This is a genomic window from Ruegeria sp. AE4, assembly GCF_056542185.1.
The window spans coordinates 52057-70822 of the sequence record NZ_JBQFZK010000014.1; the positions used below are offsets into that span (position 1 = coordinate 52057).

Below are 18766 nucleotides of genomic sequence, written 5' to 3' on the forward strand. Positions count from 1 at the left end.
TTTTCTTGTTGGACGAGACCTAAGCACCCTTTCAGCAAAGAGCAAGTAGGCTGAACTCTGCGCTTGCGAATTGCCCCAAAGCCCCGTCTTATGACCGCAACAAGAAAACAGGGGCAGAAATGGCAGAAATATCCAAGCGCAGGCGTATCTGGGGCTGGTGGTTCTTCGATTGGGCCAGTCAGCCCTATCACACTCTTTTGGTCACGTTCGTGTTCGGCCCTTACTTCGCGGGCGTCGCTGCGGAATATTATCTGGCATCCGGCCTGGACGCGGGGTCTGCAGATGCACAGGCGCAGGTGGTTTGGGCCAACTGCATGACCATAGTTGGTTTGATTATTGCCTTCGGTGCACCGCTGATGGGGGCGATGGCCGATGTGTCGGGTCGGCGAATCCCCTGGATATTCGCCTTTTCCGTGATGTACGCAGTAGGTTCCGGCGCGCTTTGGTACACGATGCCCGATGGCTCGAACATGTGGTTGATGCTGTCTGCCTTTGGTCTGGGTTTCATCGGCGCGGAATACGCCCTGATCTTCATCAATTCCCAACTGCCCGATCTGGGTGATGACAGCGAAGTGGGCGAAATCTCCGGCTCGGGCTTTGCCTTCGGCTATTTCGGCGGCCTGATCTCGCTGGCGATCATGCTTGCACTGTTTGTGGAGCAGGCCAACGGCAAAACGCTGATCGGGATGGACCCCTTGTTTGGGCTGGATGCGTCGCAACAGCAGGGTACGCGGTTTGTTGGGCCGTTTACTGCGGGGTGGTTCATTCTGTTCATGGTGCCCTACTTCCTTTGGGTCCATGACGACGAAACGACAAACAAAAAGGGCAGCGTTGCCGATGCGCTGCGGCTGTTGGCAAAATCAGTGTCTAACCTGCGCCATCGCACCAGTTTGGCCAGTTACCTGGGCTCATCCATGTTCTATCGGGATGCGCTGAACGGGCTTTACAGTTTTGGCGGCGTCTATGCCCGGCTAGTGTTGGAATGGGACCTGATCAAGATCGGTGTTTTCGGCATCGTCAGCGTTCTGGCTGCAGCGGCATTTTCCTGGGTGGGCGGCAAGCTGGACAAGAAATATGGTCCCAAGCCCGTGATCATCGTTGCGATCTGGGTGTTGATCCTTGTCTGCATCACCATCGTTTCAATGGACCGGTCCCAGATATTCGGTATCGCCATGCCCGAAGGGTCGGGCTTGCCGGATATGGTTTTCTTTGGTTGCGGTATCCTGATCGGAGGCATGGGCGGCATTCTGCAATCCTGTAGCCGGTCGATGATGGTCCGGCATACGGACCCGGCAACCCCCGTCGAAAGCTTTGGCCTTTATGGTCTGTCGGGTCGTGCCACCGCCTTTGCTGCGCCACTTCTGATCGGGATCGCCACCACGGTGACAGGAAGTGCTCGTCTGGGGGTGTCACCCATCGTTCTGTTGTTTATTCTGGGTCTATTCCTGATGCGCTGGGTGAGACCGGAAGGGGATCAGAGCAGATGATAATAAAACGTTTTTTGGTAATTTTGGCGGCGCTTGCTTTTGCAGGCACTGCGACGGCAGAACCGCTGGCAAAGCAGTTGTTCGGGGCGCAGAAACAAGGTTCACAGCAAAAACCGGCCGCTTTCGGCAGTTATTCGCGCGGATGTGCTGCGGGGGCAGTTCAACTGCCTGAAACGGGGCCTACTTGGCAGGCGATGCGCCTGTCGCGTAATCGCAACTGGGGGCATCCGCAGACGATTGACTACGTGCAGGACCTCAGCAGGTTTGCAGCCAGTCAACCGGGATGGAACGGTCTCTATATAGGGGATATCAGCCAGCCACGCGGCGGGCCGATGACCTCGGGCCATCGCAGCCATCAGCTGGGGCTGGACATCGATATCTGGATGCTGCCGGGCGAAAACATGCGCCTGAGCCGCAAGTCACGCGAAAACATCTCGTCCATCTCTCTTCGTCGTTCCAATGGCGCTTACGTCAACGGCAACTGGACCAAGCAGCATCATGCACTGTTGCGTGAAGCGGCAAAAGACAAGCGTGTGGCCCGGATTTTCGTGTTTCCCGGGGCCAAGGTTCAGATGTGCGATGACGAAAAAGGCAATCGCGCCTATCTGCGGAAAATCAGGCCCTGGTGGGGGCATCACTATCATTTCCACGTGCGCCTGAACTGCCCCAGAGGGTCAAAGGGTTGCGTGAATCAAGACCCACCCCCCAAAGGCGATGGCTGCGCCGAGGCCCGGCAATGGGTGCAAAACATTTTGAACCCGCCGCCACCCGATCCGAATGCACCGCCGCCGAAGAAACGCCGGGAATACGTTCTGGCCGACTTACCGCAACAATGCTCCGCCGTTTTGCAATCCAACTGAGTGCTGCGCTGATCCTTGCCCCGGTGGCTGCTGCGCTGGATGTGAAATCCGCTGCCCACTTGAACAGTTTCGCGTGGCACTATCCAGCAAGTTGGTTTGGCGGGTTTTCTGCGCTTCACGTCTCGGATGACGGACGCCAGATGATTGCGCTTAGCGACCGGGCGCGGATCGTGACCGCGCGGATTGAGCGGCGCGAAGGCCGGATCGCGGATATTAACGTACTTGGTCAATGGCCGGTGCTGTCCAGCAATGGGCATGTCATGAAAGGCGGCGTCGGCGATTCCGAAGGCATCGCGGTGACGCCGGATGGCGGGATATTCATCTCGTTCGAAGGGGTGCATCGTGTCGCCTATTACCCTGCACCGGGCTCAAGCGCGCGTGTGTTACCTCGCCCGAATGCGTTTCGGGACCTTGCCGACAATGGTTCTTTCGAAGCTCTGGCCATTGATGGGCGCGGCTGGCTTTACACTTTGCCGGAAAAGAACCGCACCGCTAAAGGGGACATTCCGGTTTACCGTTGGAATGGCGGCACATGGTCGACCCCGTTTGTTCTGCCACAGCGCAGCGGCTTTAAACCCGTTGCCGCGGATTTCGGTCCCGATGGACGGTTCTACGTTTTGGAACGCAAGGTATCCTTGGTCGGTTTTCGATCGCGACTGCGGCGATGGGACGTGGTAGACGAGAAACCAGGCACCGAGGAAACCCTGTTCGAAACCGGAACGGGCGCGCATGACAACCTCGAAGGATTGTCGGTCTGGCGCGACGGGCAGGGCCGGTTGCGCGCCACGATGATTTCAGATGACAACTTTCTGGCGTTGCAGCGGACCGAACTTGTGGAATACCTGCTGCCCGATTGACAGAGCGCAGGCAAAGGTCTAAAGGCACGGCTTGCCTTGGGACGGTCCCTTGGCCAAGTCGCCGCTACCTTGTCAAAACGGGCATCAAAACATGCAACGTAACTTCATTCCCGGCATTATTGCCATGGCCACCATTGTTGTGGCCTCGAACATTCTGGTCCAGTTCCTGATCCTTGACGGGCTGCTGACATGGGGTGCTTTCACCTATCCGCTGGCCTTTCTGGTTACAGACATCATGAACCGCGTCTATGGCGTGGGTCCGGCCCGTAAGGTCGTGTTTGCCGGCTTTGTCACCGGTGTTATCTGTTCGCTGATCGGCAGCCAGATCATGTTGCAGGGTGACGGGTTCACCTATGCTGCCGTACCGCTGCGCATCGCCGTTGCATCGGGAACCGCCTTCCTGATCGCGCAACTGACGGATGTCACCGTGTTCAATTCCCTGCGCGGTGGTCGCTGGTGGCGTGCACCGCTGGTGTCGACGCTGGTGGGGTCGGCACTGGATACCGCGATCTTCTTCACCCTCGCCTTTTCGGCTTCGGTCACCTTCTTCGGCGCCAATGCTGACGCCGCAATCAACTGGGCGTGGGAACCTGTTCCGTTCATGCTGTCCGGCCCGATGGCACCACTTTGGGTGACGCTGGCTTTTGCGGACTGGTTGGTGAAGCTTTCACTGGCGCTGATCGCCCTGATCCCGTTCAAGGTGATCGTTGCGCGGCTGACTGTGCAGCCTGTGTAAAAAAACGCTTTGAGAATGGCACAACTTGTGGCACGCTTCTTTTCAACCGCAACAGATAGAAAAGGAGGTGATCCAGTGTCAAGAAAGAGATTGGAGAGAGGTGTCGGAACAACCGGGGGGATCGCCCGTTAGGGCAGCCCTTGGCGGAGCGCTCGCTCCGGCTGGTCGATTGATCTAACCGACCCGACCTCCTGAACTTTCGAAGGGCCGTCCCGCTGGGGCGGCCCTTTTTGATCCCTTCACTTTCTGGGGGTGTTCAAAACTTACCGTGCGCGGAGGCTGGCTGCGTTTGACGCAGCATAAAGCTTGGTCGCGGCAACGGCGTGAATACGTGTCGTCAAAGCTTCGGTGTCTGGCCGCGTGCACTTGATGTCTGGCAAAGCTGCCGCGCGGCCTGACCCGGATATCCTTCTTCCTCGCTTTCATCGAACACGACATAGGCGGCATAAGCGAATCTGGGTGCCATTTCGATCAACTTGAGCCAGCCTTTGCGAAGTTCCGGTTCGACAACGCGCCGTGGGAAGTATCCGGCCGAGGGAACCGACCGAAGATATTGCAGGCCGAGGGTGCCAATGCCCAGCTGAAGGCGCGGAGCATCAAGTTCCGGAAAGTTCAACATATGATCGGCGCGAAACTCCGGGCCCCAGTCTATCAGGACATAAGCGTTGCCCAGATCAGCGGGCAGGGCTTCCGGGCCGCTGCTGACAAGAACAAACTCGTCCTCGAAAAGCTGGAGCGCGGACAAGCCCGGTGCGTTTCGCGGCCGGTACATGATGGCAAGACCCAGGCTGCCTTCCTCGATTTCGCGCGTGAGTGTTTCCGACGAGGCCGCTGTCGCCCGGATGGCGACGTCAGGGAGTGCCGCCATCAACTCGGGCAGGGCGTTGATTAGATAGCCGTCCCAAAGGCTTGGTGTTGCGCCGATTTCCAAGGCGGCTGCCATCGAAGCAGGCAGACCGGCATCCAGCTTAGCCTGGGTCCACGTTCGCACCAGAACCTGCGCATGTTTGAGGAAATGCCGCCCGGCAATGGTCAGGGTCGCACCAGACTTGCTGCGTTCAAAAACGGGCTGTCCAAGCTGTTGTTCGAGCGTTCGAATCCGCATGCTGACAGTCGATTACGTAACATGGACCTTGTCCGCTGCGTCAAGAAAAGTACCGGTTTCAACGACCGCAAGGAAAGTTCGGGCGAGCTCAATGTCCATCGTTCACCTATTTGAATATTCGATATTATGGGTGATATAAATTCGTTATTCAACGCTATGCGGATGTGCGATATATGCTGCGTAGCGCGAAAGTGCCCCCACCGGATCGGACCGCCAATCAACAGTTTTCATCGTATAGTGGACAACCCGATCTGCGGAACAGGTGTAATCTGTCTGCCGTAGATAAGCCTCCGACACCCAAGCGCTGCACCAACCCCTCAATGGGTAAACTGCCCTTTCCCTGATGGAGAACAAAATGAGTCGAGTTTCTGTTGTTGCTCTGCTCGCGTCATTCCTTGCCCTTCCGGCCGCTGCCTTGCCGGTAGGACTGGACACGGACGGTGATGGTCTGGCTTCGCTGACCGAGCTACAGACAAAGTATCCCGATATTACCAGTGAGAGCTTTGCCGAAATTGACACGGATGCCGACGGTTTCGTCAATGACGAAGAAATGGTCGCTGCGGTCGAGGCAAAGTTGCTTCCTGATCCCAAAGGTGACGAATAAGCCAGGGTTGCCAAGAACATGAGAAACCCCTCTCCACCCTACAGGTGGATGCTTGCCGGAATGGGTATCTGGTTAGTGCTGTCCCCATTTGTACTGTTCAGCCAGAAAACCCTAGCTCACGGTTCGTCTGACCGTGAGTCGCTCGCCTTCATGACGATCGGTATTGGTGTGTTGGTCATGTCAGGCGCTAGCGGCCGGGGCCACCTTCTCGCACGGGTGGCTCCGGTATTGGCGGTCGGGGCATTGCTGATCGCCGCGCCCGAGGTGCTGCATTTTACCGGTCATGGTGTGGCAGTGGCAAATGCTTGGCTCACGGGATCTGCGCTGATCGCGCTCGCCGCTTGGGAGGCGCTGGCGAGCAACAGATTGCGTGCGATCCTGTAGGCTGGCGCGGGGCAGGCAACTGCCCCGCGTTTCTTTTGGCTCCGGCGTCTAAATGATCTCGTCCTCATCGAACATCGGATCGCCGTCAAGCTGGCTGGCAATTGTATCGACCCGCATTTCGACATCCGAGCCGGTCGTTTCCGCAATATGAAACAACGCGTCACCTTCATGAACGACAGGCAGATTAGTGCGCCCCACGATGATACCCGTGGTTTCGCAGATGATATCGGTCCTGAGTTCTCCGAACGGGTCGGAAATGCGTCCAAGCAGGTCACCGGCGGCCACGTATTCTCCGGTCGCTTTGAAAGTCCGCAACAGGCCACCGGCGGGCGCGCGCATCCATGAGCTTGACCGGACATGGACAGGCTTTTCGCGCACAGCGGCGATGCCACGCTTGGCAACCATGCCCTTTGCGTTCATCACCCGAAGGATGCCTGCAACCCCCGCCCGCGCAGACAGTTCGTCGAAACGCAGACCCTCACCGCCCTCGAACAGCAGGATATCCACACCACGCTCTTGCGCGGCCTTGCGCAGTGACCCGTCGCGCAGCTTTGAAATCATCACCACGGGCGCACCGAAGGCATCCGCGTATCTAAGGGTGACATCCGAAGCCGGAGAGACGCGGATCTGCGGCAGATTGGTGCGATGAATCGCGGCAGAATGAAGATCGATCCCCAGGTCCGACCGCTCGACGATCTCGGTCATGAAAAGATGCGCCAGCCGACCGGCCAGCGACCCCCCCTCGCTGCCGGGGAAGGAACGGTTCAGGTCGCGCCGGTCGGGAAGGTATCGGGAATGTGTCATGAAACCAAAGGCATTCACGATCGGGATAACCAGCAAGGTACCCGCAAGCTTGTCAAGTTGTGGCGCCCGAAGCAGTCGCCGCGCGATTTCCACGCCGATCACTTCATCGCCGTGAACGGCGGCACTGACGAACAGGACCGGTCCGGGGCGGCGACCGTGAACCACGTGTACTGACATGCTTACCGGCGTGTGATCCGACAGTACGCTAACCGGCAAATCCAGAGTGGTTCGTGTGCCGGGCGGTACGCGAAAACCTCCGATTTCAAAGGGACCGCGCATCACCTTTACCCACGGCCTCGTGTCTTTGTGTTGCCTTTGGCTGCATTCTTTTCGAGAAACTCGATGATTTTGCCCGCGACATCAATGCCGGTGGCCTTTTCAACACCTTCAAGCCCGGGCGAAGAGTTTACTTCCATCACCACGGCGCCGTGATTGGCGCGCAGCATATCGACACCGCACACATTAAGACCCATGGCCTTGGCCGCACGCACGGCTGTCGAGCGTTCCTCGGGTGAGATTTTGATAGGCTTGGCGCTGCCACCCCGATGCAGGTTTGATCTGAACTCGCCCTCTGCCCCTTTTCGTTGCATCGCCGCGATCACCTTTCCACCGACCACAAGCGCACGAATATCCGTGCCGCCTGCTTCCTTGATGAACTCCTGTACCATGATGTTGACCTTGGCGCCGCGAAACGCCTCGACCACGGATTTTGCCGACCGGTTTGAATCCGCAAGCACCACTCCGATGCCCTGCGTGCCCTCCAGCAGCTTGACCACCAGCGGAGCGTCCCCCGCCAGTTTGAGAACTTCGTCGGTCTGTTTCGGGTCATGCGCGAAGGTGGTGACCGGCAATCCGATCCCGTCACGTGCCATCAGCTGCATGGACCGCAACTTGTCACGGGATCTGCCAATTGCAACCGACTCGTTGAGCGGAAATACACCCATGATTTCGAACTGCCGCAACACGGCCAGCCCATAGAATGTGACCGAAGCGCCGATCCGTGGGATCACCGCGTCATAGCGCCCAAGCTTTTTGCCGTCGTAATAAACCTCGGGTCGGCGCGACGCGATATTCATGTAACAGCGTAGCGTGTTCACGATATCCAACTGGTGCCCGCGTTGTTCAGCAGCCTCTTTCAGACGCTGGTGGGAATACAGGTTTGGATTTCGGGCAAGCATGACAAGCTTCATTGATGTCGTCCTTCTGCGTCCTTGGATCTTGTCTTGCTCTTCATCTTTTTCGGGTCTTTTCGTGCATCCAGAAGATATGAGTGGCCGGGATCGACAAGGATCCCGCGCCGTCGAATGGCGGTACGGCCAAGGATCAGATCAAACTCCATCCTCGCGCGATTGGCCAGCGAAACGTCGATCAGCCAGCGATGCCGTCCAAGCAGAAGTTGCGTTCTGACAATCAACCGGCGTTCCGGAATGCCACCAGTGTTCTTGATTTCCCGCTCGTCTACAACCCGCGTGCGCACCCGACCCGATGAACGGCGGTTATGGACCGGGATCATGAACTCGACCCATCGTTCGCCATCAACCTCGAACACGGTCTGGTCCACGGCATGCAGGGCCGCGGTTCTGGCGCCTGTGTCTATCTTTGCTGGAATATGCTCGATCCCGAACTCGGGCAGGCTGATCCGCTCGCGCCATCCTATGACTTCGGGGTATCCTGTTTGTTTAGCCATGGCGACTAAGCCACGCAGTCATCATTGGCGCGCCGGTAATTCACAAACGAATTCGCGCTCATCACAACGTAAAAACTATCCATATCGATTAACACATACCCAAGTTCAAAAAGTGCGATCGACAGGGCGCGGATATCTGCTTCATACAAACGCCTGCGCCCGGCGATCCGACGCACCAGCTTGTCCGGAATGCGATACCGTCCGCTGGCCTTGCCGCCAAACTCCTGATCGTACAAGACGGCCAGACGTTCGGCTGCGGCGGATATCCAGTCATTTTCCTGCATGCACTTTCTTACAAATCAAAAATTTTTTTGTCTATAGGCAAATAATTTCTGCTATATCGGCGTAAGTTAAGAATCTATACCCCCACAGGTCGGCGGATGAGCGATACGGACTCCTTACCAAAGGAAACAGGGACGCAGCTTCAGCTGGCGTTGGAAAATCGCGACGGGGCGGCGCTGGCAGACCTGCTTGATCCGCTTTCGTTAAGCGATGCACTGCGGGAATTGCTCAACCTGCCCGTTGACCAGCGAAGCGCCGCGCTCTCGTTGCTGCCACCGGAACGTGCGGCCGAACTGGTCGAAGAAGCGCCAAACGCGCTGGCGGTCGATCTTGTCGAACGCTTGGTATCCGATCAGGCCGCCGAGATCATCCTTGAGCTGGATTCCGACATTCAGGCGGATGTGATCGGTGAACTGGAAGACGCCGATGCAGAAGCGATCCTTGCCCGGATGGACCCGGAAGATGCGGCGGATGTCCGGCGGCTGGTTGAATATGACGACGATGTCGCCGGTGGTCTGATGGTGGCCGAAGCCTTTACCTTTTCCGATGGCGATACAGTCGGAAAGGTTTTGCGGCGTTTCGCTCATGAAGAATACGATCTGGAACGTTACCGTGGCCAGCACCCCTACGTTTTGAATTCCGATGGCGTGCCTGTCGGAGTGCTGTCCTTACGCAGCCTGCTGTCCACACGGCGAAGCATCAAACTCACCGATATCATGGTGCCCCCTATCACGGTTCCGGCCAGCATGCCGCTGGAAGAACTGGAGGACCTTTTCGATGAGCACCCTTTTCTTGGGTTGCCGGTTGTCGAAACGGACGGGAATCTTGTGGGTGTCGTTTCCCGCTCTGCCGTGGATGAGGCCCTGCTAGAGCGCGCGGAATCGGCAAGCCTGAAACGTCAGGGTGTCTTTGGGGACGAACTGCGATCGATGCCCTTGCCGCTCAGGGCGCGGCGGCGGCTTCAATGGCTGTCGGCCAACATCGTGCTCAACGTGATCGCGGCCAGCGTGATTGCCGCCTATGAACAGACCCTTGCCGCCGTGATCGCTCTGGCTGTGTTTCTGCCGATGGTCTCGGATATGAGCGGTTGTTCCGGCAATCAGGCCGTTGCTGTCAGCATGCGCGAGCTGTCGCTTGGTCTGGTTCGGCCCATTGATGCTATGCGGGTCTGGTTAAAAGAGGTCTCGGTCGGCATCATCAACGGCTGTGTCCTTGGCCTGCTAATCGGACTCGTTGCTTGGATGTGGAAAGGAAACCCGTTTCTGGGTTTGGTGATTGGCGGCGCGCTGGGCCTGAACACGATCATCGCGGTATCGATCGGTGGCGTTCTGCCATTGTTGTTAAAGCGCATCGGTCAGGACCCGGCGGTCGCCAGTGGCCCTTTGCTGACAACGATCACTGACATGGCGGGTTTTTTTCTGGTCCTGAGCCTTGCAACGGCGATGATGCCGCTCCTGAATTAGTGTTTTTCATGCGCCCTGATCAACACAAGGGTCGGGCGCTCAGCCACGAGGAAGACATGACGATCTCAAGCATTGTCAAAACGCAGAACCTGAAAAAGCCGCCATTTTGCGATACTGACACAACGGTGTTCGATGCGGCCGTCACCATTGCGTTGCTGGACGTGAATGCGCTGGCGGTTCTCAGCGATGGGAAGCTGGTCGGGATTATCACGGATCATGACGTGCTGCTGTGCCTGGCGGATTCCGGCTCGGCTTTTTACAAGCAGACTGTGGGTGACTGGATGACGGAAAAACCCGTCACCTGCGCGCTGGGCTCGAAGTTGTCCAATGGCCTTAATCTGATGGCCAAACACAAGATCCGAAACCTTGTCGTAACTCAGAATGGAAAAGCAATTGCCGTTGTGAGCAGTAAAGAAATCCTGGCACGGGTGCATGAGGAAGACGAGCTGGAGCTGAAGGTGTTGCGCGATATCGCCCGCGGGGCTCAGGGCCAGTCAATAGCCTGACACCGCGGTTCCATGTCTGCTCACTCTCTATTCAGGGCCGCTAAGGAAGGTCACTGTTGAAGATGGAAATGCTGACTTTCCAGGTGCCGTCCGTCTGGCGTTTCAGGACGTTCACAAACTTCCCTTTTTCCGGCGGATCAGAGTCAGCAAATGCAAAGGATCCGACCTGATAGGCGGTATCACTATCGACACCGAAATCGATCAACTCATTTGTATGTGTTCCGCCGATGTTTTCCTTCATTCTTTCCTTATAGGCTTCGATGAACGCTTCGCGCCCGCGCAGCAGGGGCTCGCCGGGCGCCAACAACATGACGTCTTCGGTAAAGAACGCAGCTGACGCGAACAAACGTCCCGGCCACCGCCAGGATTCTGAATTGCGCGACCTGCCAAAGCAGGCTTGATCGCACATATGCACTGCGTTAGGCACCGAGGATGAGGAGACTTGCTGAAATGCTGTGCCGCAATGGCTTACGCCCGCCCGCATGTTGCGGGTATCCGACGGCACGGGTCGGGATCGCGACTCTTCTTTTTCATTCGCCCAAGTCACCAAGCTGACACTGCCATGCTGCACATCACCGATGATATCGCGCTGCAAGACTGGGAAATGACCGAAAGCTTTGTACGGTCGTCCGGTCCCGGAGGGCAGAATGTCAACAAGGTGTCGACCGCAGTCGAGCTGCGCTTCGAAGCTGCACGCTCGCCGTCCTTGCCCGATCCGGTCAAGGCCCGGTTAAAGCGACTGGCCGGGCGACGCTGGACCAAAGACGGCGCAATCATCATTCAATGTGAGGAAACACGCTCGCAGGCCCGCAACCGTGAAATCGCGCGCGCAAGGCTGGCAGAACTGATCTCCCGCGCGCTGGTCAAACCTAAACGGCGGATCGCAACGAAACCGACCTATGGCTCGGTCAAGCGTCGGCTTGCCGCGAAAAAGGCGCGTGGCGACGTCAAGGCGCTGCGGGGCAAGGTGTCTGAAGATTGATCTGGCATCTTGCCGGGGCGTTGATAGTCTGGCCCGCAAAGGCTGCAAAAGGGTAACGTCATGAGGCTGGAGGGAAAAACCGCAATCGTCACCGGCGGCGCATCCGGGTTCGGTGCGGGGATCGTGCAGAAATTCCAAGCCGAAGGCGCACGCGTCATGATTGCGGATATCAACGGTGACGCAGCCGCTGAGATGGCGGCGCAACTTGGGGCCGGGGCATTGGCGCATCAGGTCGACGTCGGCGACGGGGCTTCGGTTCAAGTGATGGCGGACACGGCACTTGCCGCCTTTGGGGCGCTCGATATTCTGGTAAACAATGCAGGTGTCACCCACTTGCCAACCCCTCTGGAAAACGTCACCGAGGATGATTTCGACCGGGTCTTCAACGTGAACATGAAGTCCGTCTATCTGACCGCCCGGGCATTTGTTCCCCATATGAAGGTGCGCGGCGCGGGCGCAATTCTGAACGTGGCCTCGACAGCGGGCCTGTCACCGCGCCCGAATCTGAACTGGTACAACGCGTCCAAAGGGTGGATGATCACGGCAACCAAAACTATGGCGGTCGAACTGGCCCCAACCGGCATTCGCGTGAACGCGATCTGTCCAGTCGCGGGTGAAACACCGCTGTTGAAATCTTTCATGGGCGAAGACACGCCCGAGATTCGCGCCAAGTTCCTGGCGACCATCCCATTGGGACGGTTTTCAACACCCGAAGACATGGCCAACGCCGCCTGTTTCCTGTGTTCGGACGAGGCCAGCATGATCACCGGCACCGCGCTCGAGGTTGATGGCGGCCGATGTATCTGATCCGCTCTTCATCTGGCCAAAAATATCCCCGCCGGAGGCAGCGCGCGCCCGCGCGCTTCCCCGCACCAATCCCGAGTTCAAGATGATCCCTGGACCAAGAAACCTGATTACCGATGTCCCCGGCCTGAAGGTTGGAAACGCACAGGACGACGCTCTGAAGTCCGGGACCACGGTTCTCACGGCAGATAAACCGTTTGTAGCGTCGGTCCATGTGATGGGCGGGGCACCGGGTACGCGCGAAACCGATCTGCTTGCGCCTGACAAAACCGTCACAGGGGTGGACGCGCTGGTTCTGTCCGGCGGATCGGCATTTGGACTGGACGCCTGCTCGGGTGTTTCAGATGCGATGCGGGCCGAAGGGCGCGGATTTCCCGTTGGGTCCGCGAAGGTTCCGATCATTCCCGGCGCGATCCTGTTTGATCTGCTCAATGGCGGTGCAAAGGATTGGGCGGAAAACCCCTATCGTGCGCTGGGGCGAGCCGCTTATCTGGCCGCTTCAAAAGATTTTGATTTGGGGTCCGTCGGGGCGGGCACCGGGGCGTTGGCCGCAATGCAGAAGGGCGGGCTTGGCTCTGCTTCGTCCATTCTGCCTGATGGGGTCACGGTCGGGGCCCTCGTTGCGACGAACCCGCTGGGCAGTGTCACAACACCGGGTGACCGGCACTTTTGGGCGGCACCCTTTGAACAAGGTGCAGAATTTGGCGGGCTGGGCCCCGATATGTCGCCGGATCAAAGCCGGATCCGCCCCAGCCGCAAAGCGATGGCCATGAGTCCAGCGCAACCCGAACAGACAAACACGACCATCGCCATCGTTGCCACGGATGCCGCATTGACCAAACCACAATGCCAAAGATTGGCCGTTGCCGCCCACGACGGAATTGCCCGGGCGATCCTTCCCGCACACACACCCGGCGACGGTGATCTGGTTTTTGGCATCAGTACCGGCGCCCGCCCCATCGCATCCGAGGCCGATCTCGCTCTGATCGGGCACGCGGCTTCGCTGTGCCTGTCCCGCGCCATCGCGCGGGCGGTTTATCTGGCGACCCCGGCGGAAGGAGACCTGTTGCCCTGCTGGACCGCTGTACATGACTTAAGTTAAGGACACACCATGTGTCGCAGTGGCACTGTAGATGCGCGCGGCAATCCGCGCGTTGACACTTTTATGCGCCGGGGGTCCATTCGGTGCAGCCAATTTGTATCGGAGCACAAGCTATGAATCGTATCCTCACTATCGCAATCGCTGGCCTGCTGGCGCTGCCCGCCCATGCCGAAGGCGATGCCGAAGCCGGTGAGAAAGCTTTCAACAAATGCAAGTCCTGCCACATGATCGCTGACCCGGCCGGAGAAGTCATTGTCAAAGGCGGAAAAACCGGTCCCAACCTCTTTGGTGTCGCCGGCCGCACTGCCGGAACCTACGAAGACTTCAAATATGGCGACAGCATCGTCGCAGCCGGTGAGAAGGGTTTGGTCTGGGATGAGGCCTCCTTTGCGGAATACACGCAGGACCCTAAGGGCTTCCTGAAATCGTATCTGGACGACACCGCTGCCAAGTCGAAAATGACCTTCAAACTGAAAAGCGGCGGTGAAGACGTCTACGCCTATATCGTCAGTGTATCAGGCGAATAAACGCTAGCATTGTGCACCCATGCACAAGGACCAAAGGCCGCAGCCCCTGCGGCCTTTGGTGCGATTGATACCAGTGTAGAACAGCGCCACTTTGGTATCTGACGGCAAACCGCAGAGTGTGCCGCAACGCCAAGCCGACCCGGCAACAGCTAAACCCAACATCAGCGCCCGTCAGGCGGATTGGCAACAGGAGAGGACAGATGGGCATTATGATCCCGGCTTGGGTCAATGGTGAATTGACCCCGGTAGACAAACTTGAAGCTCACGAAAAGGGCCTCAAGCACAAGGCCGTGTCGGTGTTTGTCGTTAGGGGCACCGAGATTTTGTTGCAGCGTCGGGCGCTGGGCAAGTACCACACGCCCGGCCTGTGGGCGAACACTTGCTGCACACACCCCGACTGGGACGAAAGCTCGTCAACCTGCGCCGTGCGCCGTTTGAACGAAGAACTGGGGATCACAGGTCTTTATCCTGAATACCGTCACCGTTTGGAATACCACGCCGATGTTGGGAACTGCATGGTGGAAAACGAAGTGGTCGACGTTTTTCTGGCCCATGTGCGCGGACCGCTGAAAATCGCGCCTGATCCGGACGAAGTCATGGATATCCGCTGGATCGACTACCATGACCTGTTGGCCGAAGTGGCCCGCCACCCGGATCGGTTTACACCGTGGCTCAAGATCTACCTGCACAACCATGCGGACACGATTTTCGGCCCGGACCTGATCATTTCAGCTAAATCCTGAGGCACACCGAAAATCCCTGCCTTGCAAGGGCGGCCCAAGCCGCCTAAATCAACGCGTCATGGCCAAGCAGAAGACAGACCCGAATTACAAGGTAATCGCCGAAAACCGGCGCGCCCGCTTCGATTACGCAATCGAAGAGGACATTGAATGTGGCATCATCCTGCAGGGGTCCGAGGTCAAATCCCTGCGCGCGGGCGGCTCGAACATCGCCGAAAGCTATGCCACGGTCGATGACGGAGAACTGTGGCTGGTCAACAGCTATATCGCGCCGTATGAGCAGGCCAAGATGTTCAAGCATGAAGAACGTCGCCGCCGGAAACTGCTGGTGTCCCGCAAGCAGATGTCGAACCTGTGGAACGCGACGCAGCGCAAGGGCATGACGCTGGTGCCGCTGGTTCTGTATTTCAACCACAGAGGACTGGCCAAGATCAAAATCGGCATCGCCAAGGGTAAGAAAACCCACGACAAGCGCGAAACCCAGGCCAAGCGCGACTGGTCACGGCAAAAGCAGCGCTTGTTGAAAGATCACAGCTAGAACGCCATCGCCGCCTGAACCGCCCGTTGCCAGCGATCATAGGCCGCGTCGCGTTCGGCTTGCTCTTGCGTTGGCTCGAACCGGCGGTCCAGCGCCCATGTTTCGGCAAAACCGGCCTGATCCGGGTAAATCCCGGCTTTCATACCTGCCAGCCATGCGGCGCCTAGGGCGGTCGTTTCCTGCATAACCGGGCGATCCACCGGGGCACCCAGACAATCTGAAAGACCCTGCATGGTCCAGTCAGATGCACTCATCCCGCCGTCGACGCGCAAGATGACATCCGCCTCGGCCCCCCAGTCGCCCTGCATGGCGTGCCACAGGTCGCGGGTCTGAAAGGCGATGCTTTCCAGCGTGGCGCGGGCAATCTCGGCCCGGCCGGAATTGCGTGTCAGCCCGAACATCGCACCGCGGCAATCCGGCTTCCAGTAAGGAGCCCCAAGGCCCGTGAACGCCGGCACCAGAATCACATGCTGGTTCGGGTCGGCCTGCGCCGCCAGATCGCCGCTTTGCGGGGCCGAATCGATGATCTGCAACGCATCGCGCAGCCATTGCACGGCGGCCCCGGCGATAAAGATCGACCCTTCCAGCGCATAGGTGCGCTGACCGTCCAATTGGTAAGCGATTGTTGTCAGCAGGCGGTTTTTCGATTCAACCGGCTGCGCGCCCGTGTTCAGCAGCGCGAAACAGCCCGTGCCATAGGTGGATTTCATCATACCGGGCTGGAAACAGGCCTGACCGATGGTGGCTGCCTGCTGATCGCCTGCCACACCCAGAATGGGGATATTCCCACCAAGCAAGGTGGTTGCGCCGAAATCCGAGGCGCAATCCTGCACGGTCGGCAACATTTGAACGGGTACATCCAGCAATTCGCAAATCTCAGCGCTCCAGGCGCCTTTGTGAATGTCGAACAGCAGGGTGCGGGCGGCGTTGGTGGCGTCAGTGGCATGGACACGACCTTCGGTCAGACGCCAGATCAGGAAACTGTCGATGGTGCCGAACAGCAACTCTCCGGCCTCAGCCCGCGCGCGTGCGCCTGAAACGGTGTCCAGCAGCCATTTGACCTTGGTGCCCGAGAAATAAGGGTCCAGCAGCAGGCCGGTCTGGGCGGTGACGTCATCTTCACACCCGGCTTGCTTGTATCGGGCGCAGATTTCGGCGGTGCGGCGGTCCTGCCAGACAATCGCGTTATGGATGGCCTTGCCGGTCTGCTTGTCCCAGACCACGGTGGTTTCACGCTGGTTGGTGATACCAATACCCGTGATCTGGTCAGCCGAAACACCGGCGCTTTCCATCACCTCGCGACACACATGCATGACGCTGGACCAGATATCCTCGGGGTCGTGTTCAACCCAACCTTCTTGCGGGAAATGCTGGGGGAACTCCTGCTGAGCGGTGCCAACACGGTTCATCTGCCCGTCGAACAGGATCGCGCGCGAGGACGTGGTGCCCTGATCAATTGCCAGAATAAAGGTCATGTCCGCTCTCCCCGGTGTCATTTTGCGCGACTTTAGCGCAAACAACGGCGCCGGGGCCAGAGCAGAAATCAGACCGGATCGACGGGAATATTGTCGATCAGGCGGACGCCATCGGCCCAGGCCGTAACGAACAAGCGCGCGGGTTTGCTGGCATTGGGCAGGCTTTCCAGCGTCTCGGCGCAGCGCAGATCGATATATTCCACTTCGGTAAAACCAGCGTCCAGCAATGCGGCTTTTGCGTCTTGCGCCAGCGCCGCGAAATCCTTGCCAGCGGCAAGCTTATCTGCCACCCGCCGCATGATCTCGTTCATGCGGGACGCGACCTTTACACCCTCAGGCGACAAAAGCAGATTGCGCGACGACATTGCCAGCCCAGAAGGCTCGCGCACGGTTGGGCAGCCGACAACCTCGATGGGAATGTCCAGATCGCGGGCCATGCGGCGCACCACCAGCAGTTGCTGATAGTCTTTTTCCCCGAAGTAGGCTCGGTCCGCCTGCGTTTGCAGGAACAGTTTGGCCACTACAGTGGCCACGCCTTCGAAATGGCCGGGACGAAACGGGCCTTCCATCATGTCGGTCAAACCGGTCACGGATACCGTGGTGGAAAAGCCGTCGGGATAGATTTCCTGAGGGTCCGGCACATAGATCGCATCCACGCCATAAGGGGCCAGCTTTTGGGCGTCTTCATGTTCCGTGCGGGGATAGTTCGCCAGGTCTTCGGGGTTGTTGAACTGCTTGGGGTTCACAAAGATCGTCACGATCACCCGGTCACAGTTCTCCTCGGCGGCCTTCGCCAGCGACAAATGCCCTTCGTGCAATGCGCCCATGGTCGGAACAACGCCGATAACGTCACCTGCGCGGTGCCATTCTGTCGTCTTGGTTCGCAGTTCCGCCAGCGAGCGCAGGATCGGCGCGGTCACGTCTTTGGTCCTTTCGCCGGAGCCTGATCAGCAAACACATGTTCGTCTGCCGGAAATGTTCGCGCACGCACTTCGGCCGCGTAATCTGCGATGGCGGCTTCGGCCAACGGGCCAAGCTCGGCATAGCGTTTGACGAATTTGGGTTTGAAGGCGGTGAAAAAGCCAACCATGTCATCGACGACCAGAATCTGCCCGTCACAACCGGCTGACGCTCCGATTCCGATGGTGGGGATGGAAACCTGTTCGGTGATCCTGTCGGCCAGACCTTGCGGCACTTTCTCAAGCACCACGGAAAACGCACCGGCCTCGGCCACGGCGCGGGCATCTGCCATGACGGTTTCGGCCTGTTCGTCGCGCCCCTGCACCTTGTAGCCGCCCAGCGTGTTGATCGATTGCGGGGTCAGACCGATATGCGCCATCACCGGGATGCCGCGCTTGACCAGAAAGCGGATGGTTTCAGCCATCTCGACACCGCCTTCCAGCTTGACTGCCCCTGCACCGGTTTCCGCCATCAGCCGCGCCGCGTTGCGAAACGCTTGTGCCGGGCTTTCCTCATAGCTGCCAAACGGCATGTCGATGACCATCATCGCCGTGCTCAACCCGCGTGCGACGGCCTGACCGTGCAGGATCATCATCTCCATCGTGACACCAAGGGTGGATTCCAGCCCGTGCAAAACCATCCCGACGCTGTCCCCCACAAGAACAAAGTCACAATGCGTGTCCATCAGGCGCGCCATAGGCGTTGTGTATGCGGTCAGTGAGACCAGAGGCACGCCGCCTTTTCGGGCGCGAATATCTTCGGCGTTCGGGGCCTTTTTGCGGGCGGTGGCGCTCATGGTTGGCTCCTGCAGGGCTTATGTTGCAGTGCGGCATAGCAGATCGGCTGGGGCCAAAGAAACCCCG

At 58.5% G+C, this 18766-nt stretch carries 23 protein-coding genes; 14 read left to right on the forward strand and 9 right to left on the reverse strand.

The genetic code is table 11. From position 1 onward, the window contains the following. Positions 1-119: 119 nt before the first annotated feature. From ACR0EK_RS15635 to ACR0EK_RS15650, 4 genes are all read left to right on the forward strand, one after another. Positions 120-1487: an MFS transporter gene (locus tag ACR0EK_RS15635; protein ID WP_480967934.1), complete on the forward strand. Its 1368-nt coding sequence runs from the start codon at positions 120-122 to the stop codon at positions 1485-1487. Beyond that, positions 1484-2347 carry a penicillin-insensitive murein endopeptidase gene (mepA, locus tag ACR0EK_RS15640; protein ID WP_480920096.1) on the forward strand — a complete coding sequence of 288 codons (864 nt, stop codon included), beginning with the start codon at positions 1484-1486 and terminating at the stop codon, positions 2345-2347. Before ACR0EK_RS15635 ends, mepA begins: the two co-directional genes overlap by 4 nt. Further along, positions 2320-3204, forward strand: a complete 885-nt coding sequence (locus ACR0EK_RS15645; RefSeq protein WP_480920097.1) for an esterase-like activity of phytase family protein — start codon at positions 2320-2322, stop codon at positions 3202-3204. Before mepA ends, ACR0EK_RS15645 begins: the two co-directional genes overlap by 28 nt. A gap of 91 nt (positions 3205-3295) precedes the next feature. Next, entirely contained in the window at positions 3296-3940 is a 645-nt protein-coding gene (locus ACR0EK_RS15650) for a queuosine precursor transporter (RefSeq protein ID WP_480772988.1), read from the forward strand. 337 nt (positions 3941-4277) lie between these two features. Here ACR0EK_RS15650 and ACR0EK_RS15655 read toward each other — a convergent pair whose 3' ends face one another. Then, positions 4278-5045: a LysR family transcriptional regulator gene (locus ACR0EK_RS15655; RefSeq protein ID WP_480898802.1), complete on the reverse strand. Its 768-nt coding sequence runs from the start codon at positions 5043-5045 to the stop codon at positions 4278-4280. A 355-nt stretch (positions 5046-5400) separates the two neighbouring features. Between ACR0EK_RS15655 and ACR0EK_RS15660 the strand changes: the two genes are divergently transcribed. Together ACR0EK_RS15660 and ACR0EK_RS15665 are read left to right on the forward strand one after the other, a co-directional pair. Then, positions 5401-5649: an EF-hand domain-containing protein gene (locus ACR0EK_RS15660; protein ID WP_480487879.1), complete on the forward strand. Its 249-nt coding sequence runs from the start codon at positions 5401-5403 to the stop codon at positions 5647-5649. An 18-nt stretch (positions 5650-5667) separates the two neighbouring features. Then, positions 5668-6033, forward strand: a complete 366-nt coding sequence (locus ACR0EK_RS15665; RefSeq protein ID WP_480546905.1) for an SPW repeat protein — start codon at positions 5668-5670, stop codon at positions 6031-6033. Between the two features lie 48 nt (positions 6034-6081). Here the strand turns inward: ACR0EK_RS15665 and ACR0EK_RS15670 are convergent, their stop codons facing one another. Genes ACR0EK_RS15670 through ACR0EK_RS15685 form a run of 4 tightly spaced genes read right to left on the reverse strand, consistent with a single transcriptional unit; the run spans position 6082 to position 8808 of the window. Further along, on the reverse strand, positions 6082-7116 hold the full coding sequence (locus tag ACR0EK_RS15670) for a succinylglutamate desuccinylase/aspartoacylase family protein (protein ID WP_480487875.1): 1035 nt from the start codon (positions 7114-7116) through the stop codon (positions 6082-6084). Between the two features lie 5 nt (positions 7117-7121). Further along, complete coding sequence (gene rimK / locus ACR0EK_RS15675; RefSeq protein WP_480487873.1) at positions 7122-8027, reverse strand: 30S ribosomal protein S6--L-glutamate ligase; 906 nt, start codon at positions 8025-8027, stop codon at positions 7122-7124. After that, positions 8024-8524, reverse strand: coding sequence for an ATP-dependent zinc protease family protein (locus ACR0EK_RS15680; protein ID WP_480487871.1), 501 nt, complete (start codon positions 8522-8524; stop codon positions 8024-8026). The genes rimK and ACR0EK_RS15680 overlap by 4 nt, the downstream gene beginning before the upstream one ends. A gap of 5 nt (positions 8525-8529) precedes the next feature. Next, entirely contained in the window at positions 8530-8808 is a 279-nt protein-coding gene (locus tag ACR0EK_RS15685) for a hypothetical protein (protein ID WP_480482704.1), read from the reverse strand. Positions 8809-8904: 96 nt separating this feature from the next. On the opposite strand from ACR0EK_RS15685, the gene mgtE reads away from it, so the two are divergent. Together mgtE and ACR0EK_RS15695 are read left to right on the forward strand one after the other, a co-directional pair. Continuing rightward, a complete protein-coding gene (mgtE, locus tag ACR0EK_RS15690) occupies positions 8905-10269 on the forward strand; it encodes a magnesium transporter (protein ID WP_480898810.1) in 1365 nt (454 codons plus the stop codon). Between the two features lie 8 nt (positions 10270-10277). Further along, on the forward strand, positions 10278-10775 hold the full coding sequence (locus tag ACR0EK_RS15695) for a CBS domain-containing protein (protein ID WP_480898813.1): 498 nt from the start codon (positions 10278-10280) through the stop codon (positions 10773-10775). A gap of 40 nt (positions 10776-10815) precedes the next feature. Here the strand turns inward: ACR0EK_RS15695 and ACR0EK_RS15700 are convergent, their stop codons facing one another. After that, positions 10816-11121: a YybH family protein gene (locus ACR0EK_RS15700; RefSeq protein WP_480967935.1), complete on the reverse strand. Its 306-nt coding sequence runs from the start codon at positions 11119-11121 to the stop codon at positions 10816-10818. A gap of 216 nt (positions 11122-11337) precedes the next feature. On the opposite strand from ACR0EK_RS15700, the gene arfB reads away from it, so the two are divergent. The 6 genes from arfB to smpB all read left to right on the forward strand — a co-directional run bounded on the left by arfB (position 11338) and on the right by smpB (position 15468). Next, positions 11338-11757 (forward strand): alternative ribosome rescue aminoacyl-tRNA hydrolase ArfB, encoded by a 420-nt coding sequence (gene arfB / locus ACR0EK_RS15705; protein WP_209505170.1) that lies wholly within the window; start codon positions 11338-11340, stop codon positions 11755-11757. 60 nt (positions 11758-11817) lie between these two features. Then, positions 11818-12564: an SDR family oxidoreductase gene (locus ACR0EK_RS15710; RefSeq protein ID WP_480772980.1), complete on the forward strand. Its 747-nt coding sequence runs from the start codon at positions 11818-11820 to the stop codon at positions 12562-12564. 82 nt (positions 12565-12646) lie between these two features. Beyond that, on the forward strand, positions 12647-13663 hold the full coding sequence (locus ACR0EK_RS15715; RefSeq protein ID WP_480482714.1) for a P1 family peptidase: 1017 nt from the start codon (positions 12647-12649) through the stop codon (positions 13661-13663). 113 nt (positions 13664-13776) lie between these two features. Next, positions 13777-14190, forward strand: a complete 414-nt coding sequence (locus ACR0EK_RS15720; protein ID WP_480482716.1) for a c-type cytochrome — start codon at positions 13777-13779, stop codon at positions 14188-14190. 200 nt (positions 14191-14390) lie between these two features. Then, positions 14391-14933 (forward strand): isopentenyl-diphosphate Delta-isomerase, encoded by a 543-nt coding sequence (idi, locus tag ACR0EK_RS15725; protein WP_480487859.1) that lies wholly within the window; start codon positions 14391-14393, stop codon positions 14931-14933. A gap of 58 nt (positions 14934-14991) precedes the next feature. Further along, entirely contained in the window at positions 14992-15468 is a 477-nt protein-coding gene (smpB, locus tag ACR0EK_RS15730) for an SsrA-binding protein SmpB (protein WP_209505165.1), read from the forward strand. On the opposite strand, the gene glpK is transcribed toward smpB, so the two are convergent. The 3 genes from glpK to panB form a co-directional block, all read right to left on the reverse strand. Then, on the reverse strand, positions 15465-16943 hold the full coding sequence (gene glpK / locus ACR0EK_RS15735; protein WP_480487857.1) for a glycerol kinase GlpK: 1479 nt from the start codon (positions 16941-16943) through the stop codon (positions 15465-15467). The two genes, smpB and glpK, sit on opposite strands and share 4 nt — an antisense overlap. A 68-nt stretch (positions 16944-17011) precedes the next feature. Next, positions 17012-17863, reverse strand: a complete 852-nt coding sequence (gene panC / locus ACR0EK_RS15740; protein ID WP_480560114.1) for a pantoate--beta-alanine ligase — start codon at positions 17861-17863, stop codon at positions 17012-17014. Beyond that, positions 17860-18699, reverse strand: coding sequence for a 3-methyl-2-oxobutanoate hydroxymethyltransferase (panB, locus tag ACR0EK_RS15745; RefSeq protein WP_480898816.1), 840 nt, complete (start codon positions 18697-18699; stop codon positions 17860-17862). The genes panC and panB overlap by 4 nt, the downstream gene beginning before the upstream one ends. Positions 18700-18766: the final 67 nt, after the last annotated feature.

Excerpts from the sequence above, each read along its gene's own strand:
- ACR0EK_RS15635 (WP_480967934.1), top strand. The coding sequence starts at position 120 with ATGGCAGAAATATCCAAGCGCAGGCGTATCTGGGGCTGGTGGTTCTTC.
- mepA (WP_480920096.1), top strand. The coding sequence starts at position 1,484 with ATGATAATAAAACGTTTTTTGGTAATTTTGGCGGCGCTTGCTTTTGCA.
- ACR0EK_RS15645 (WP_480920097.1), top strand. The coding sequence starts at position 2,320 with ATGCTCCGCCGTTTTGCAATCCAACTGAGTGCTGCGCTGATCCTTGCC.
- ACR0EK_RS15650 (WP_480772988.1), top strand. The coding sequence starts at position 3,296 with ATGCAACGTAACTTCATTCCCGGCATTATTGCCATGGCCACCATTGTT.
- ACR0EK_RS15655 (WP_480898802.1), bottom strand. The coding sequence starts at position 5,045 with ATGCGGATTCGAACGCTCGAACAACAGCTTGGACAGCCCGTTTTTGAA.
- ACR0EK_RS15660 (WP_480487879.1), top strand. The coding sequence starts at position 5,401 with ATGAGTCGAGTTTCTGTTGTTGCTCTGCTCGCGTCATTCCTTGCCCTT.
- ACR0EK_RS15665 (WP_480546905.1), top strand. The coding sequence starts at position 5,668 with ATGAGAAACCCCTCTCCACCCTACAGGTGGATGCTTGCCGGAATGGGT.
- ACR0EK_RS15670 (WP_480487875.1), bottom strand. The coding sequence starts at position 7,116 with ATGCGCGGTCCCTTTGAAATCGGAGGTTTTCGCGTACCGCCCGGCACA.
- rimK (WP_480487873.1), bottom strand. The coding sequence starts at position 8,027 with ATGAAGCTTGTCATGCTTGCCCGAAATCCAAACCTGTATTCCCACCAG.
- ACR0EK_RS15680 (WP_480487871.1), bottom strand. The coding sequence starts at position 8,524 with ATGGCTAAACAAACAGGATACCCCGAAGTCATAGGATGGCGCGAGCGG.
- ACR0EK_RS15685 (WP_480482704.1), bottom strand. The coding sequence starts at position 8,808 with ATGCAGGAAAATGACTGGATATCCGCCGCAGCCGAACGTCTGGCCGTC.
- mgtE (WP_480898810.1), top strand. The coding sequence starts at position 8,905 with ATGAGCGATACGGACTCCTTACCAAAGGAAACAGGGACGCAGCTTCAG.
- ACR0EK_RS15695 (WP_480898813.1), top strand. The coding sequence starts at position 10,278 with ATGCGCCCTGATCAACACAAGGGTCGGGCGCTCAGCCACGAGGAAGAC.
- arfB (WP_209505170.1), top strand. The coding sequence starts at position 11,338 with ATGCTGCACATCACCGATGATATCGCGCTGCAAGACTGGGAAATGACC.
- ACR0EK_RS15710 (WP_480772980.1), top strand. The coding sequence starts at position 11,818 with ATGAGGCTGGAGGGAAAAACCGCAATCGTCACCGGCGGCGCATCCGGG.
- ACR0EK_RS15715 (WP_480482714.1), top strand. The coding sequence starts at position 12,647 with ATGATCCCTGGACCAAGAAACCTGATTACCGATGTCCCCGGCCTGAAG.
- ACR0EK_RS15720 (WP_480482716.1), top strand. The coding sequence starts at position 13,777 with ATGAATCGTATCCTCACTATCGCAATCGCTGGCCTGCTGGCGCTGCCC.
- idi (WP_480487859.1), top strand. The coding sequence starts at position 14,391 with ATGGGCATTATGATCCCGGCTTGGGTCAATGGTGAATTGACCCCGGTA.
- smpB (WP_209505165.1), top strand. The coding sequence starts at position 14,992 with ATGGCCAAGCAGAAGACAGACCCGAATTACAAGGTAATCGCCGAAAAC.
- glpK (WP_480487857.1), bottom strand. The coding sequence starts at position 16,943 with ATGACCTTTATTCTGGCAATTGATCAGGGCACCACGTCCTCGCGCGCG.
- panB (WP_480898816.1), bottom strand. The coding sequence starts at position 18,699 with ATGAGCGCCACCGCCCGCAAAAAGGCCCCGAACGCCGAAGATATTCGC.